The sequence below is a fragment of the Thiogranum longum genome, assembly GCF_004339085.1.
GTDB lineage: Bacteria > Pseudomonadota > Gammaproteobacteria > DSM-19610 > DSM-19610 > Thiogranum > Thiogranum longum.
This window is the reverse complement of record NZ_SMFX01000001.1, coordinates 847,098-860,667: the sequence shown is the minus strand read 5'-3', so window position 1 is coordinate 860,667 and position 13,570 is coordinate 847,098. Positions and strand designations below refer to the sequence as shown.

Annotated in this window: 13 protein-coding genes; 2 read left to right on the top strand and 11 right to left on the bottom strand. The window is 55.1% G+C overall.

Annotated features, from left to right (window positions below; all coding sequences use genetic code 11):
* Positions 1–19: 19 nt before the first annotated feature.
* From DFR30_RS04280 to DFR30_RS04240, 9 genes are all read right to left on the bottom strand, one after another.
* Positions 20–1,960, bottom strand: coding sequence for a putative Ig domain-containing protein (locus tag DFR30_RS04280; protein WP_132971495.1), 1,941 nt, complete (start codon positions 1,958–1,960; stop codon positions 20–22).
* Positions 1,957–2,394: a hypothetical protein gene (locus tag DFR30_RS04275; RefSeq protein WP_132971494.1), complete on the bottom strand. Its 438-nt coding sequence runs from the start codon at positions 2,392–2,394 to the stop codon at positions 1,957–1,959. The genes DFR30_RS04280 and DFR30_RS04275 overlap by 4 nt, the downstream gene beginning before the upstream one ends.
* 154 nt (positions 2,395–2,548) lie before the next feature.
* Positions 2,549–3,019 (bottom strand): ribosomal protein S18-alanine N-acetyltransferase, encoded by a 471-nt coding sequence (gene rimI, locus DFR30_RS04270; RefSeq protein WP_243640673.1) that lies wholly within the window; start codon positions 3,017–3,019, stop codon positions 2,549–2,551.
* The gene (locus DFR30_RS04265) at positions 3,016–3,855 is read right to left on the bottom strand and encodes a uracil-DNA glycosylase (protein WP_207891802.1); all 840 of its coding nucleotides are present in this window, start codon (positions 3,853–3,855) and stop codon (positions 3,016–3,018) included. Before DFR30_RS04265 ends, rimI begins: the two co-directional genes overlap by 4 nt.
* Positions 3,856–3,860: 5 nt before the next feature.
* Positions 3,861–5,408 (bottom strand): 2-isopropylmalate synthase, encoded by a 1,548-nt coding sequence (locus tag DFR30_RS04260; RefSeq protein ID WP_132971493.1) that lies wholly within the window; start codon positions 5,406–5,408, stop codon positions 3,861–3,863.
* 282 nt (positions 5,409–5,690) lie between these two features.
* Positions 5,691–6,194: a SixA phosphatase family protein gene (locus DFR30_RS04255; RefSeq protein ID WP_132971492.1), complete on the bottom strand. Its 504-nt coding sequence runs from the start codon at positions 6,192–6,194 to the stop codon at positions 5,691–5,693.
* Between the two features lie 121 nt (positions 6,195–6,315).
* Positions 6,316–7,413 (bottom strand): hypothetical protein, encoded by a 1,098-nt coding sequence (locus tag DFR30_RS04250; protein ID WP_132971491.1) that lies wholly within the window; start codon positions 7,411–7,413, stop codon positions 6,316–6,318.
* Positions 7,414–7,701: 288 nt separating this feature from the next.
* Positions 7,702–8,541 (bottom strand): hypothetical protein, encoded by an 840-nt coding sequence (locus DFR30_RS04245; RefSeq protein WP_132971490.1) that lies wholly within the window; start codon positions 8,539–8,541, stop codon positions 7,702–7,704.
* A complete protein-coding gene (locus tag DFR30_RS04240) occupies positions 8,523–8,939 on the bottom strand; it encodes a tetratricopeptide repeat protein (protein WP_207891801.1) in 417 nt (138 codons plus the stop codon). Before DFR30_RS04240 ends, DFR30_RS04245 begins: the two co-directional genes overlap by 19 nt.
* 147 nt (positions 8,940–9,086) lie before the next feature.
* On the opposite strand from DFR30_RS04240, the gene DFR30_RS04235 reads away from it, so the two are divergent.
* Both DFR30_RS04235 and DFR30_RS04230 read left to right on the top strand, forming a co-directional pair.
* Positions 9,087–9,743, top strand: a complete 657-nt coding sequence (locus DFR30_RS04235; RefSeq protein ID WP_132971488.1) for a transglutaminase-like cysteine peptidase — start codon at positions 9,087–9,089, stop codon at positions 9,741–9,743.
* 18 nt (positions 9,744–9,761) lie between these two features.
* Complete coding sequence (locus DFR30_RS04230) at positions 9,762–11,837, top strand: HD domain-containing phosphohydrolase (protein WP_132971487.1); 2,076 nt, start codon at positions 9,762–9,764, stop codon at positions 11,835–11,837.
* Positions 11,838–11,936: 99 nt separating this feature from the next.
* On the opposite strand, the gene DFR30_RS04225 is transcribed toward DFR30_RS04230, so the two are convergent.
* The gene (locus tag DFR30_RS04225; RefSeq protein WP_132971486.1) at positions 11,937–13,295 is read right to left on the bottom strand and encodes a HipA domain-containing protein; all 1,359 of its coding nucleotides are present in this window, start codon (positions 13,293–13,295) and stop codon (positions 11,937–11,939) included.
* Positions 13,295–13,558 (bottom strand): helix-turn-helix domain-containing protein, encoded by a 264-nt coding sequence (locus tag DFR30_RS04220; protein ID WP_132971485.1) that lies wholly within the window; start codon positions 13,556–13,558, stop codon positions 13,295–13,297. The genes DFR30_RS04225 and DFR30_RS04220 overlap by 1 nt, the downstream gene beginning before the upstream one ends.
* Positions 13,559–13,570: the final 12 nt, after the last annotated feature.

Here is a 13,570-nt window from a genome sequence, read left to right as displayed (position 1 = left end):
CGAACGACAGGACTTTTGCTCAGGGTGTCGTGCCCACCAGGACAGCCTTCTGTAACAACAGGAGATCTGCTACGTTGAGAAAATTGTCATTATTGATATCTGCCAGCGCCAATTCCAGTGCGGTCGGCGAAATGACACCCGTCACCAGGCGCGTCATGACCACAACATCGCCGGCATTGTACAATCCATCGGGGTTATTACGTGGTCCTATATCGCCTTTATCAGACACGTTTGGATCAAGGCCATAGACATTGACTTCATCACCATCGGTGAGACCGTCACCGTCCGTATCCTGCACGGTCGGTAGCGTACCGATAACGAACTCATCCACGTTCAACAATCCATCACTATCGAAGTCACCGGACCCCGTTTCTGCCAGCGTGCCAAAGTTGGAAAACTCCCAGTTGTCCGGCAGGCCATCAACGTCAGTGTCACTGTTGCCATAACTGGTGATTGTCAGACTCGCGCTGCCTGTCCTGCCCAGGGAATCTGTGGCCGTAGCAGTAATCGTATGCGTACCCTCAACCAGGGTAGCCGCAAGTGGGGAGCCACCACCCAGTGCGCCTGAAATATTTGATGACCAGGTCAGGGAAGCACTTACATCTCCGTCCTCGATATCGCTTGCATCCGCCTGCAGACTGACCAGGTCGGTATCCAGAAACATTGCATTATTCGCAGGACTGGTAATCGTTACGACCGGCGAGTTATTCAATGTCACGTTCAGCTGAAAACTTTCGCTTGCACTGCCGGTCGCGTCAGACACCGTTACCGTAATGGTAACACTCCCGGAACTCCCTGTTTCCGGCGTCACCGACAAGGTACGCTGACGGCCACTTCCACTGAAGGCCAGACCGGCGGGTGCAACAATAGCTGAGTTTGAAGATACAGCGGTCAGACTCAAGCTTGACAGTGGCGTATCATTGTCCAGTACCAGGACGGTTACAGGGATCGTTTCCCCGTCCATGGCACTCTGATCACCCAGCTGCGCAATAACCGGAACTGCATCGGGAAATGCCGACCAACCGATATCTGTCATTAGCTGCAAGGCAAGCCCCGGACCGGACTTGGGTCCGGTATCAATCGGTTCCATCAGTTCATTAGGCGTCAAGGCATTGCTGAAATGTGAGACTGATGACCCGCCGCTCAATGCTGCTGGCGCATACATTTCGACATGCCCCAGTCCGGCACCCGAAGTGTAATTGGCAGCCTGCGCTGTTACATCCGGACCCGTCCAGTGCAGGTCATTGGTATCGGTCGCCGAGGCCAGGCGGCCTGCGTCAGTCAGTTGGTCCCATGTTTGTCCAATACTGTGGTCTTCCAGGTTAAGCATGAAAATATCGTTCTGGCCGCTGAATTTGGCGCCGCTGGCAAGATCAACGTACGTCTGGAAACCCAGGCCGTGACCGATCTCGTGAAGAACGACGCTCAATAACTCAATCGTGCCGGCTGGCCGGTTGCCGTCCAGACCGTAGTACCAGTTGGTGCCGTTAAGGCAGCCATTATTATTGTCGATGCTTGAATTGAAGGTGGCGGTAATTTCTGCAGTAGACGCATTCTTATCCTGACCTGACAGACTGTTAGCCAGTGCTGCTGCATACCAGGTATCCCTGACCGGCGTAAAACGGAAGTTCCCGTGGATCGTTGTTGTCCCGGCTGATCCAAGTACAGCCTGTGTAGAGGTGCAACTCAGGGGATTAAATTGCGCATCAATAACTATGTCAACACTACTGTCTACAACCGCTTCCCAGATCTTGGCAGCCTGTTCAAAAACATTGAGACGTTGCTGACCAAGTGTTGTGCCCGGGTTCCCGCCTGCCGGTGAAATCGCCGTTGGGTCGTTAAAACCTTCGCCTGCGCCATCCAGGTTCGATATGATTATTTGTGTAGCCTGTGCATTCAGACTACACAGGCAAAGGAAAATAGCCACTATTCCTGACTTGATCACCTCCAGGTTTTTCATTGTTGTCCCGATGTCGCGGGCAAGTGGGTGTAGTCTGTAATCTGTATATTTCCATCCTTATCAATTGTTGCCACCGGCGCAGTCTGAAAACGTCCTTTTAAATCTACACTTGAAACACCATTTGTGGTTTTTTCAACAAGCCCTTTTGACGAGGTACTCAGTATTTTTCCCAGCGCATCGCGTATTTCAGGTTCCAGTTCCGGGGCCTGCTCAGGAGACGTGGGTGACACATCTGAGTTTGCATGCTCCGGGGTGCCAGGCAGACTATCTCCCTGAGACGGTAGTGCAGGGGCCGTTTGACCAGCGGGCTGGGATGGAGCGGATTTTCCGGTGAGTGGAGTCGAGCTTTCCGGTTTCTTGCCGGACATCAGAAAGACTGCAAGTCCAGTAACCAGTACAACCCCCAATAGAATCAAGCCTGCATTCTTGTTCATTTTTCTCTACCTGACTAGATCCTGCCAGATACCTTTTATCAAGACTGCGTATAACTATATCACCGAAATAAAACAGGCGTATTAGCCCGCACTTATAATATTGTTAATCAACAGGTTGACAGAAATTTGCGCGGCTTTTGAGCCGGTCAATTAATCAGGTAGTCAAATCCAGCGCCAGCAGCAGCGCATCTTCACGCCCATTCTCTGACGGGTAGTAATTGCGACGACGCCCCATTTCGTTAAACCCCATCGCGTCATAAAGCCGGATCGCAGCGGTATTCGAAGGCCGCACCTCCAGCATCAGGGTGTCCGCCCCGTGACGACGGGCCAGCTGGATGAAGTGCATCAACAATTTCCGCCCTATCCCCTTGCGCTGTGATTCAGGATGCACCGTCAGGTTGAGAATATGTGATTCACCGGCGGCGACACTCATCACACCGTAGCCCAGCAACTCGCCATTTTCCTCGTAACACCAGCAGCAGTACCCGACACGCAGACAGTCACGGAATATGCCTTCGCTCCAGGGAAATTCGTAGGCTAACGGTTCGATCGCCATAACCCTTTCCAGATCATTCACTGTCATGGGACGCAGACGTTCTCCCTGGTCAGAGAGAATCGCGCTCACGAAGAAGCCTCGTTCACAATCTGCATGGCCAGCTGAAGATCCTGCCAGGCCTTGCGTTTCTCTGCCGGCGAGCGCAGCAGGTAGGCGGGGTGATAGGTTGCCACCAGGGGTATGCCGGTATCGCGGAATGTGTGCACGCTACCGCGCAGTTTTCCGATGGGTGTATCGCACTGCAACAGGTTCTGCGCCGCAATGCGACCTACGGCCAGGATCAGTTTTGGCTGGATCAGTTCGATCTGACGCATCAGGTAAGGCTCGCAGCTCGCCACTTCCCCGGGCCGTGGATCACGGTTATCGGGTGGTCGGCACTTGAGGATATTTGCAATATAGACCTGTTCCCGCTCCAGCCCGCAGGCAAGCAGCATGGCATTCAGCAACTGCCCGGCGCGCCCCACAAAAGGCTCACCCTGCGCATCTTCGTCTGCACCTGGTGCCTCGCCGATCACCAGCCAGTCGGCATTCCGGTTACCTGTGCCGAATACGGTTTGCGTGCGACTGGTGTGCAGTTCACAGGCCGTACATTCGCTGACACGGGACCGCAACGTGTCCCAGTCCAGTCCCGCAATCTGCGGGGAGCCCTTCCCTGCACTGTCGTTTTCAGGCTCAGTCCTGATGACAGCAGGGCTGTCGTGAGATTTCCGTGGCGGAGCAGCCCGGGCATGCTCCTGTGAACGCTCGCCTTCATGATTGTCGGGGGGCAGGGATACATCCACCTCATCTCCTGCCGGCTGCGCATTTTCCGGCAGCCCTGACGCTCTCCGCTGCCAGCGCAGAATACCCATGGCATCAAGGTACTGCTGCTTCGCGTTACCTGCTGTATCGCCACCCCGGTTCATGTCTGCTACACGTCACCCAGTTGCGGATGCTCACGCCCCTCCGGTTCGATAATCTTGTTCAAGGCGTTCACATAGGCGCGCGCCGATGCAATCACGATATCGGTATCCGCACCTTGCCCGTTAACGATGTGCCCGGCCTTTTCCAGCCTGACTGTGACTTCACCCTGTGCATCAGTACCACTGGTGATATTGTTGACCGAGTAGAGCTGCAATTCCGTACCGCTGCCAACAATGGATTCAATGGCCTTGAATGTCGCATCAACAGGCCCGCCACCGGAAGCACTTGCCCGTTTCTCTTCACCATTGATATTAAGCGTGACATCGGCGCTCGGGGTTTCGCCGGTTTCGGAACAGACGCGCAAGGCCACCAGTTTGAACTGTTCGTTCTCAGCCTCCTGGCTGGCCTCGGTCACCAGTGCCTGCAGGTCTTCGTCATAAATCTCGTGCTTCTTGTCGGCAAGTTCCTTGAAGCGCGCAAAGGCTTCATTCAAAGCCTCTTCAGAATCGAGGTGGATATCCAGTGCTTCAAGACGGGTGCGGAACGCATTACGACCCGAGTGTTTACCCAGCACAATGCGGTTGGCCGCCCAGCCAACATCCTGGGCACGCATGATTTCATACGTCTCGCGGCTCTTGAGCACACCGTCCTGGTGAATACCGGATTCATGGGCGAAGGCATTGGCACCGACAATCGCCTTGTTCGGCTGCACGGCAAAACCAGTGATGCTCGACACCAGCCGGGAACAGGCCATGATTTCCGGGGTTTCCAGCCGTGTATCACAGGTGAAGACATCACGCCGCGTGCGCACGGCCATCACCACTTCTTCAAGTGCGGCGTTACCGGCACGCTCACCCAGTCCGTTGATCGTGCACTCCACCTGGCGCGCGCCATTGATCACGGAGGAAAGCGAATTGGCCACGGCCAGGCCAAGGTCGTTGTGGCAATGCACGGAAAATACAGCCTTGTCTGAATTCGGTACCCGCTCGATCAGCTGACGAATCAATTCGCCGAACTGGTGCGGCAGGTTATAGCCGACGGTATCGGGAATATTCACCGTGGTGGCACCGGCATCGATCACCGCTTCCAGCACGCGGCAGAGAAAATCCAGCTCCGAACGCCCGGCGTCTTCCGGTGAGAATTCGATGTTGTCGGTGTATTTTCCGGCGCGCTTTACCGCCTTTACCGCCTGCTCAATGACCTGCTCGGGCTCCATGCGCAATTTCATCTTCATGTGGATCGGTGACGTTGCAATGAAGGTATGGATGCGGCCCGAGGCCGCATCAGCCAGCGCCTCGCCCGCACGATCGATATCCCTATCCAGCGCCCTGGCAAGCCCGCACACGGTCGAGTCCTTCACCGCACGCGCCACCGCTTGCACCGACTCGAAATCTCCGGGGCTGGCGATGGGGAATCCGGCTTCGATGACATCGACACGCAGACGTTCCAGTGCCCGCGCAATGCGGACCTTCTCGTCTTTGGTCATTGACGCGCCCGGGCTCTGCTCGCCGTCGCGCAAGGTGGTATCAAAAATGATTAATCGATCGCTGTTCATGTTCTGCTCCAGCGCGGCACAGGCCGCGTCCCGCGCACGCAGCATACCAAAACGGGCGCTGCTTGCGCATCAAATTCATCTGTTATTTCGGGGTGTTGCGTTTCGCCTCGCCAGGCTGAGTATTAGCCGCGCAGCGGCAGCAGCAGTCGTGCAGACAGCGACAGGCCGCGGAGATCCCGGGCCGGAAAGGACATCGAATTGTCGCTGTAATGTGTCATGTCATCGCTAACGGTAAGTTCAGCGGAAACTATAGGCAAACCGCTGCTGGTCTGCAATATTTTTTTACGCGCCACTATCAGGCAACCCGGCGGGATACGCGTAGTGCGCAACCCAGCCTGTATCACTGTGCACCACCTGCCAGTCATCGACATCAAAATGAATGACCGTGACAGCACCGGCCGGCATATCCAGCGAATCACCTGTCAACATCTGCCGCAACCAGCTGATCCCCGGGTTATGCCCGACCAGCGCAAGATGCCGGCAGGTCGGGGTGGTACGCTGCACTTCGGCCAGCAAGACGTCGGCACTGGCATTATAGAAAGCATCGATATAGCGAATGTTGTGCGCCGGAAAGCCCACTTCCGCTGCGACAAGCCGTGCGGTCTCCCGGGCCCGATGGGCCGGGCTGGATATCATACAGTCGACACCCAAACCCAACTCCGCCAGGCGTCGACCCATGCGCACAGCATCCTGCTCTCCGTGCGGACTCAGCGTACGATCGAAATCAGCGACACCCGGGCTGGGCGAAACAGCCTCGGCATGACGGATCAGGAATAACTCAAGCATGCGCCAAGTATGGAGAGATTCAGCTTCCAGTCAACCCGCAACAAATTTCCGGGCGGCCGGAAACGACAAGGGCGGAAGATCCTGCGATCATCCGCCCTGGTAGTTTTCCTGAAAAAGGCTATTACTTTGCGTCGACAATATGGTCTGCAGAGAAAATGCCCAGCTGGGTCGCATTCTTTACTGCACCGGAAGCATTTTCACCCCCGGAGAAAAAACTGCCTACAAAACCATTATCACCATCTGCTGCTGTAAAGTTCACTCCCTCCACAGCACCTGTTGCTTCAAAGCCGTTAAATCCATTCTCGGAAGCAAAGCGACCTACCACCGTGTCATTGCCCAGATTGAACTCCATGGTAACTGCCGAATTGTAATCCAGCACGACACCCTGGTAGATAGCCGTGACATTGCCGGCGGCAAATGTTTCCATCTGTTCAATGGTTGGCGTACTTCCAAAGGCAAAGTAACCGTTTGCAGAGAAGAAGTCGATGATGGGAGGATTTACAGGACCACCCGTATTAATTCGTGTTTGGGTCAGTTGTTCGTCACTCCAGCTACCAGTATCAGCATCGAAGTCAAACTGCTCGGTAAGCGTTGAAGTCTGGCTTTGCTGCGTGACACGTATACCATTCTCTTCACGCACGATCTCGCGACTGGTGACTGTGCCGGTATAGCTTCCCTCACCTTCCATATCGACAGAAGCAATATCAGGAAAGTCCGGATTTTCAGTACCGGTGACTTCGAAATTCACCTGCTGAACACCACCCGCGCCACCGCCAACAGCAGCCGCCTCGACACCTGTCGATGTGTCTGCTGAATCCGATGCCTCGAGATTGAATCGGGCCAGAACCGGTCCACCCGGATTATTTTCGGATTGGTCATAGCCCTCAACAGCCGATGCGGCTTCGACCATGCCATCATCAGTGTAGTAAGTAGCATAGCCACAATTCGAACCCGCACTGCAGAAATTCGTGACTTCAACAGGCGTGTCCGCAAGTTCTGGATGAAACTCGTCACTGTCCTGGGGACGGGTATTGTGTGCCGCCTCCGGTGTGAGTTTTGCCACATACGTCTCGGGACCGCCAGCAGCCGGACTGAGTATGGCCCAACGACCCCATTTGTAAGCGGAATCTTCTTCCTTTTTCTTTGCTGCGTCGGCTACAGAACTCAGCCCCAGAGCCAGTGCGATACTTGCAACAATGATATTTCTTGCGGTATTCATCGTGAATATCCCCGATTTCAATGACACGTAAATTAAAGACTGATTAATATAGCCCAAGCAACGATTATGCCGTCATGAAAAACTGTATGTTCCGCAAGGCTTTAACGAATCAGGCGACACCAACAGCCCCGAGCAATGTAAATAAATCCGTCAATGGCGGGTTGGGGTCTACCCTGGCATATTGAATATTGTTATTTATATTTCAATAGGTTGCCAGACAACACCCGGAGGTTGCCAAAACCCCTGTATAAACGTAAAGTTTTCCGACGAACGTTTATCTCGCCTCGTTTAAAAACTTCTTGTCAGGCTTATCATCCACTGATTCCGTATGTAGCTATACAATGCCCCGATGTTTGAGTCGTTGAAGGTTCTTTCCCAATACACACTGAGAACCGAATCCTTGAGCAGGTCACCGTCATCCTTGTACTCATGCAACAAGCCCACGGTAGTACGATATTCGACATCGTCACGCTCCTTGTTGAACAGCGTGTCACGGCCATCGTACTGAAATGCAGAAATGCGCCCGCGGGCATAGGCCGAACCATTGTGCCAGGTATCTGTACTCACACCCGCATTCACCTGGCCACCCAGGTAGCCGAACTGATCGTCATCGGCAAAAAACTTGATGGCTTTTGCACCCAGGGTGGTAACCACCTGGCGATTATTGAAATACCGCCCAAGATTGAGCCCGGTAGCAATATAATCGCCCTCGCGTCCATCATCGACCTTACGGTTATAAGCACGCCGCGTATAAATCGTATCCCAGTTCAACTCTCCGTTCTCGAACTGCCAGGTGATGGAAGGGTTAACCGAGTTAAACCAGCCAAGCGCGTGGCCACCAAGTGTCAGGTAGTCCGAACGCACCTGCAAAGATGCACGCCAGTGCCTCAACATCAACACAGCAGGCCCGGTACTGACACTGGCAACTGCCAGGTCGAATTCATCAAACTTGTTGTACTTGCGGGAGTAAACGCTGGCATTTGTCTGCCATACCAGCATACCGGTACGTTCACCAAGCTCAACTCGCTTGCCGGACTGGTAGAGGTGATCCAGACCAGCATTGACGACATAGGCATTATCGCTCTTCGCCAGTGACCCGGGGGTAAGATTCAGATCAATATCACCCACCCGGATATGCTGTCATTGGGCCCGACATTCACATTGCTGTCATGCATGACACCGCCGGAAATGAAGGGTTTGAACGCATTCTTCTGCCCATACTGCTGAGAATCGCGTTTGACCTGGGCAAGAAAGGCCAGGATGGTTACGCGTACTTCAGGAGGCGTTGCAGGGTTATCAAGTACCTCCTTGGCAAGCTTTTCTGCCTTCTCGTAACGCAAGGAACGATAGTAAGCGAGTGCCAGCTCGAGCTTTGCACGATGCAGACGGGGGTTAATATCAAGAATTTTGCTAAAGGCTCTGATCGCAGTTTTCAGACGCTCTTCCTGCAAGGCGCCAATACCCTCCTGGAATGTCGCCTCAACCTCCGGATCTACATTCACTTCCGCCTGCGCTAACGGCAGCATGGCGAACGCCAGAGCTGCCCCCATCAGTAAACTCCGACACTGTTTTGTTTTTATTATGTCTTGTACCATGACGCTTCCCCAGTTAGTTTTGTGCTTATTATGCTGTATATTACCAAAATATTATAAAGAATTAACTGGCAAAAACAATTGAACATTCGATCCCTGCTTCCCTGGCCCGGTCTGGTGCTTGCCGCACTGATGGTACTGTACCCTTCTGCTCAGGCCTCCCCTGCAGCGTTCCCCACCAACCTTTTCGGCTACCAGCAGACCCTTCAATCCGACACCGCTATCTTCGGACAATGGGTCCAAGCGCTTGAAAGGCATATATTAATCGATGTGCCGGAAGGCGACTGCTCAAGCGCAAAACTGGATCGCTGCCACTTGCGGAACTGGCTGACATTTCTCGAATCTCTCAAGCATTTGCCACGCGACAAACAGCTGGAGGCCGTAAACCGGTATGCCAACAACAAGCCCTACGTGCTGGACATAGACAACTATGGCATCGAAGACTACTGGGCGGTCCCAAAGGAATTTCTCTATAACAACGGTGACTGCGAGGACTACGCCATCACCAAAATGTTTTCGCTGCTATGGCTCGGATTTGACCAGGACAGCCTGCGCATTGTGGTATTGCAGGACACCAACCTGCGGATTCCACACGCGGTACTGGCCGTTGCGGACCATGATGATATCCTGATCCTGGACAACCAGACCAGCGAAGTCATCTCGCACCGGAAAATCGTGCACTATGCACCGGTATACTCGATCAACGAATCACACTGGTGGATCCACCTGAGTAACTGACACGGACGCAACGATCATTTGAACCAGACAGATACACAACAGATCCGCAAAGGCATACTGATACTGGCCAGCATACTGCTGGTGGGCGGTCTGCTGATCAATGCCTATGTCAACAGGGAAAGGCAGCGTGACCTGGATGACTGGGCCATTCGCCTCGGGCTGGTGGCCGAAACACGCGTTGAAGCTATCGAAAGCTGGCTGGGCAAACAACGTGGAACACTTGGCGAACTGGCCAACAATGCCTCCGTGCAACTCTACCTGTGGCAACTCTCGCAACGCGAACAAAAAGAAAATTCCGCCGAGCCCGCACAACTGACCTACCTGCGCAATCTGATTATCGCCAGCGCCGAACGTTCCGGACTTGCTCCCGATAGCGGACAACCGGCCATTCCGGCCAATCTGCCGCAGCGCCATGACACGGGACTTGCACTGTTCGATAACAACCGGCGTCTTGTTGCCGCTACCCGGGGCATGCCGGAGATCGGCAAGGCCTTCCAGCTTGCCCTCGACAAGGCACTACAAACCGGCGAAACACAATACTCTCAACTGGTCACCGACTCGCACGACCGTGTACTGTTTGGTATCGCCGTTCCTGTTCCGGTCGTCATCGGCGCCGAATCCGGCCAGAGCCACAGCGGTATTGTGTTCGGTGTGTATAGTGCAGCACGCAGCATCTACCCGTTGCTGCGCCGCGGTGTACCGGTGGCGCCCAGCGATGAATCGCTACTGGTTACAAAACAGGACGCGCAGGTCGTCTACCTGTCGCCGACAGCCTCGGGCGGCATCCCGACACGCAAGACACTCCCTCTCGATCGTGAAGGACTTGCGGCCGCCCGCGCGGTCATGCAACCTGGTCAGTTCGGTGAATTTACCAATTACCGGGGTGAACCGGTACTTGCCACCAGCCGCCCGCTACGTTCACTGCCATGGGTTCTGGTGCAAGAGGTCAACGCCGCCCAGGCACTGCAGGAGTCCAACCGCCACCGCCGTTCGCTGATTATCACTTTCTCGCTGTTGCTGTTTTTCATTGCCGCCATTCTGGTCGCCGCCTGGCGGCATGGCAGCAGCGTACGCGCCATGCAGGATGCCGATGAACTGCGCGCAAAAACCCACGAACTCCAGAACCAGACCGAACTGCTGCACGCTGTAACCGACAATACCGAAGCGCATATCCTGCTGCTCGACGAACAGCAGCAGGTTCTGTTCGCCAACAGCCTCATCGCCAGCACGACAGGCGCAAGGCCACAGGAACTGGTTGGAAACTCCCTGACAGGCGTACTGGGACCGGCGAATGCCGCGCCGTTAAACCGTCTTGTTGAACAGGTGCAGTCAGACCGCAAAAGCCATCACGATACGCTTGAACTCACGCTCACCGAAACAACACGAACCTTTCAGTGCTCCGCGATTCCGGTCGATCGGGTTGGCAAACGCGACAATGCCGTATTACTGGTACTGCACGACATCACGGACTTGCAGCAGGCACAGCAGAAACATGCCGAACTGCTACGCCGCCTGGTCGCAACCCTCATGCATGTCGTCGATCTGCATGACCCCTACTCCGCCGATCACACCGCACGCATGGTGGAAGTTGCCAATGCAGTAGCTGCCGAGCTGAACCTCGACGAACAACAACGGCAATCCCTCGACCTCGCCGCAAGCCTGGCCAACCTGGGCAAGATATTTGTTCCAAAGGAAGTTCTGACAAAACGTTCGCCACTGACCGAGGCAGAACAGGCACTGCTGCAGCGCCACGTCCAGTTTGGCGTGGAGTTGCTCGAGGACCTGGACTTCGATGGCCCGGTACTCGACACCATCCGCCAGAAGCAGGAACATATGGATGGCAGCGGTTATCCCGATCACCTGCGTGGCGACGAGATTATTCTGACCGCACGCATACTGGCGGTAGCCAATGCCTTTGTTGCGCTGGTCAGCCCGCGCGCCTACCGGCAGGCTGTGAGCATCGAACAGGCACTGGACCAGTTACTGCAGGAAGCCGGCAGCAAGTATGACCGTCATGTGGTTGCAGCCCTGTTCCATGTCGCCGAGAATCGCAGCGACTGGTCGGACTGGGTTGATAATACGAACCAGGACTAATCGTCATTGCGAGCGTAGCGCGGCAATCTCACACAGACTGGCACCTGGCCAGAAAGATTGCCGCGCTACGCTCGCAATGACGAATTATTCCGGCCTTGCTTATAATTGCAGCCCGCGCAAACGCTGCCGCATGTCCCGATGAATCCCTTCCAGGCGTTCGCGATTCTCGCCGGGTAAAGTGTCCAGCGCTCCGACTCGCTCGCCATAACCTGCCGTCACCTCCAGCAGACGTTCTACACAACGCCCCAGGTCTGCACGCCGCAGGCCGATGTTATGCGCAAACTGTATACACGCTGCCTGCAGGGGGTCGTCCTCGTCCGGGTGTTCACCGTATTCCCCGAATGTCACGGCGCACAGCATGTTGTGCATACTATAGGCCCGCATGGGCGTCGGATCGTAGACAGGTGAAAATTGCGCCTTGCCTTCCGCGCCGATAAGCGACAGGTTCTCGAGGTGCATATCACCGTTGCCCGTTAACAGGGCCAGCAACAGACGCTCCAGCAGATGTATTCTTGCGGTTTTTTTATCCGCCATCAGCAAGGGTTCCGCCAGGTCTATCACTTTGCCGATGCGATCCAGGGAACCGTCCGTGTGCCGGACAATATCTCTGGCACCGGAGGCCAGCAGTGAATACAGGCTTTCCATCGGTAACGGGTTCCCGTCATCACTGCGGTCGAAGCGCTCCACCGCCAGCGCCGGTAGCCCGCCAACTTCGGCAAACCAGTAACGCGGCGTTTTAAAACCGGCTTCGCGATGCAGATCGAGCGCCAGCGCCTCGAGTGCAGCAAGCCCGGGGTACGCCTGGGTACGTTCGATCTTGAGCACCACATCGATACGATCATCGCGCGCTATACGATTTGGCAGACTGATGCGGCCGTCCCAACCTTCCGCCGGTATCGCCACCAGTAACTTGGGGATTGCACCACCCACCGACGGTGTCGGTCCCAGGCTTTCGAGAATAAATCGTGCATCCGCATCCAGCCAGGAAATCATGTCCTTGAGCGAGAAACCGAAACGATCGCCGATCGGTACCAGTGGACCGCTATCATCGCTGGTATACCAGCGCTGCGCGGCATCGTCATCGGGGAATACATCGACATGACCGATCCCGCCGTGACCGGTATGGGCCAGCAAGGCAAGATCCGCCGCAAAGCCACTGCCCGGCTCAACACCCTTCTCACGTAAAAAAGCCAGCATCAGCTTGCGCTGGAAATTCTGCTCATCGGCGGGAGGTATTAATGCGCGAAAGCGCGGATGCAACGAACCACTCTGGTGGTGAACTATGGTTGTTTCTGCAAACAGTTGTGGTGAATAAACCAGGCTCAGGCCAGGCAGACCACTGTCCACGAAGTCCGCCGTATAGGAAAAGCGTGCCTCGGTGTCTGTGACATAGAGACTACCCATCTTCACCGCTTGCCCGCCGGCCCGGGTCCAGATACTGAACTGCACATCCTGCATCAGAACAGATCACCCCGCGTCAGTTTTTCCGTAAAGTCACTGTCCGGTACCAGCGTCAACCTGAGCCCCACCGCACTGGCCAGTCTGGCCAACGTGGCGAGATCCGCGCGCCCTGTTCTTTTAATACGGGAAATACTGGAATCGGGAACCGAAGCGCGCTCGGCCAGCTCGCCCTGCGACCAGCCACGGTCCTGTGCCTGACGAAGAATATCCTGCATCAGACCAGCAACCACGGTGTCATGTTTTTGAATAGATATGGTCATATGTGACAAGTA

Bases quoted from the DNA above. Each gene is read 5' to 3' on its own strand.
- DFR30_RS04225 (WP_132971486.1), bottom strand. From the start codon at position 13,295: ATGCAGGATGTGCAGTTCAGTATCTGGACCCGGGCCGGCGGGCAAGCG.
- DFR30_RS04265 (WP_207891802.1), bottom strand. From the start codon at position 3,855: ATGAACCGGGGTGGCGATACAGCAGGTAACGCGAAGCAGCAGTACCTT.
- DFR30_RS04240 (WP_207891801.1), bottom strand. From the start codon at position 8,939: ATGCTGCCGTTAGCGCAGGCGGAAGTGAATGTAGATCCGGAGGTTGAG.
- DFR30_RS04255 (WP_132971492.1), bottom strand. From the start codon at position 6,194: ATGCTTGAGTTATTCCTGATCCGTCATGCCGAGGCTGTTTCGCCCAGC.
- DFR30_RS04250 (WP_132971491.1), bottom strand. From the start codon at position 7,413: ATGAATACCGCAAGAAATATCATTGTTGCAAGTATCGCACTGGCTCTG.
- DFR30_RS04280 (WP_132971495.1), bottom strand. From the start codon at position 1,960: ATGAAAAACCTGGAGGTGATCAAGTCAGGAATAGTGGCTATTTTCCTT.
- DFR30_RS04260 (WP_132971493.1), bottom strand. From the start codon at position 5,408: ATGAACAGCGATCGATTAATCATTTTTGATACCACCTTGCGCGACGGC.
- DFR30_RS04275 (WP_132971494.1), bottom strand. From the start codon at position 2,394: ATGAACAAGAATGCAGGCTTGATTCTATTGGGGGTTGTACTGGTTACT.
- DFR30_RS04220 (WP_132971485.1), bottom strand. From the start codon at position 13,558: ATGACCATATCTATTCAAAAACATGACACCGTGGTTGCTGGTCTGATG.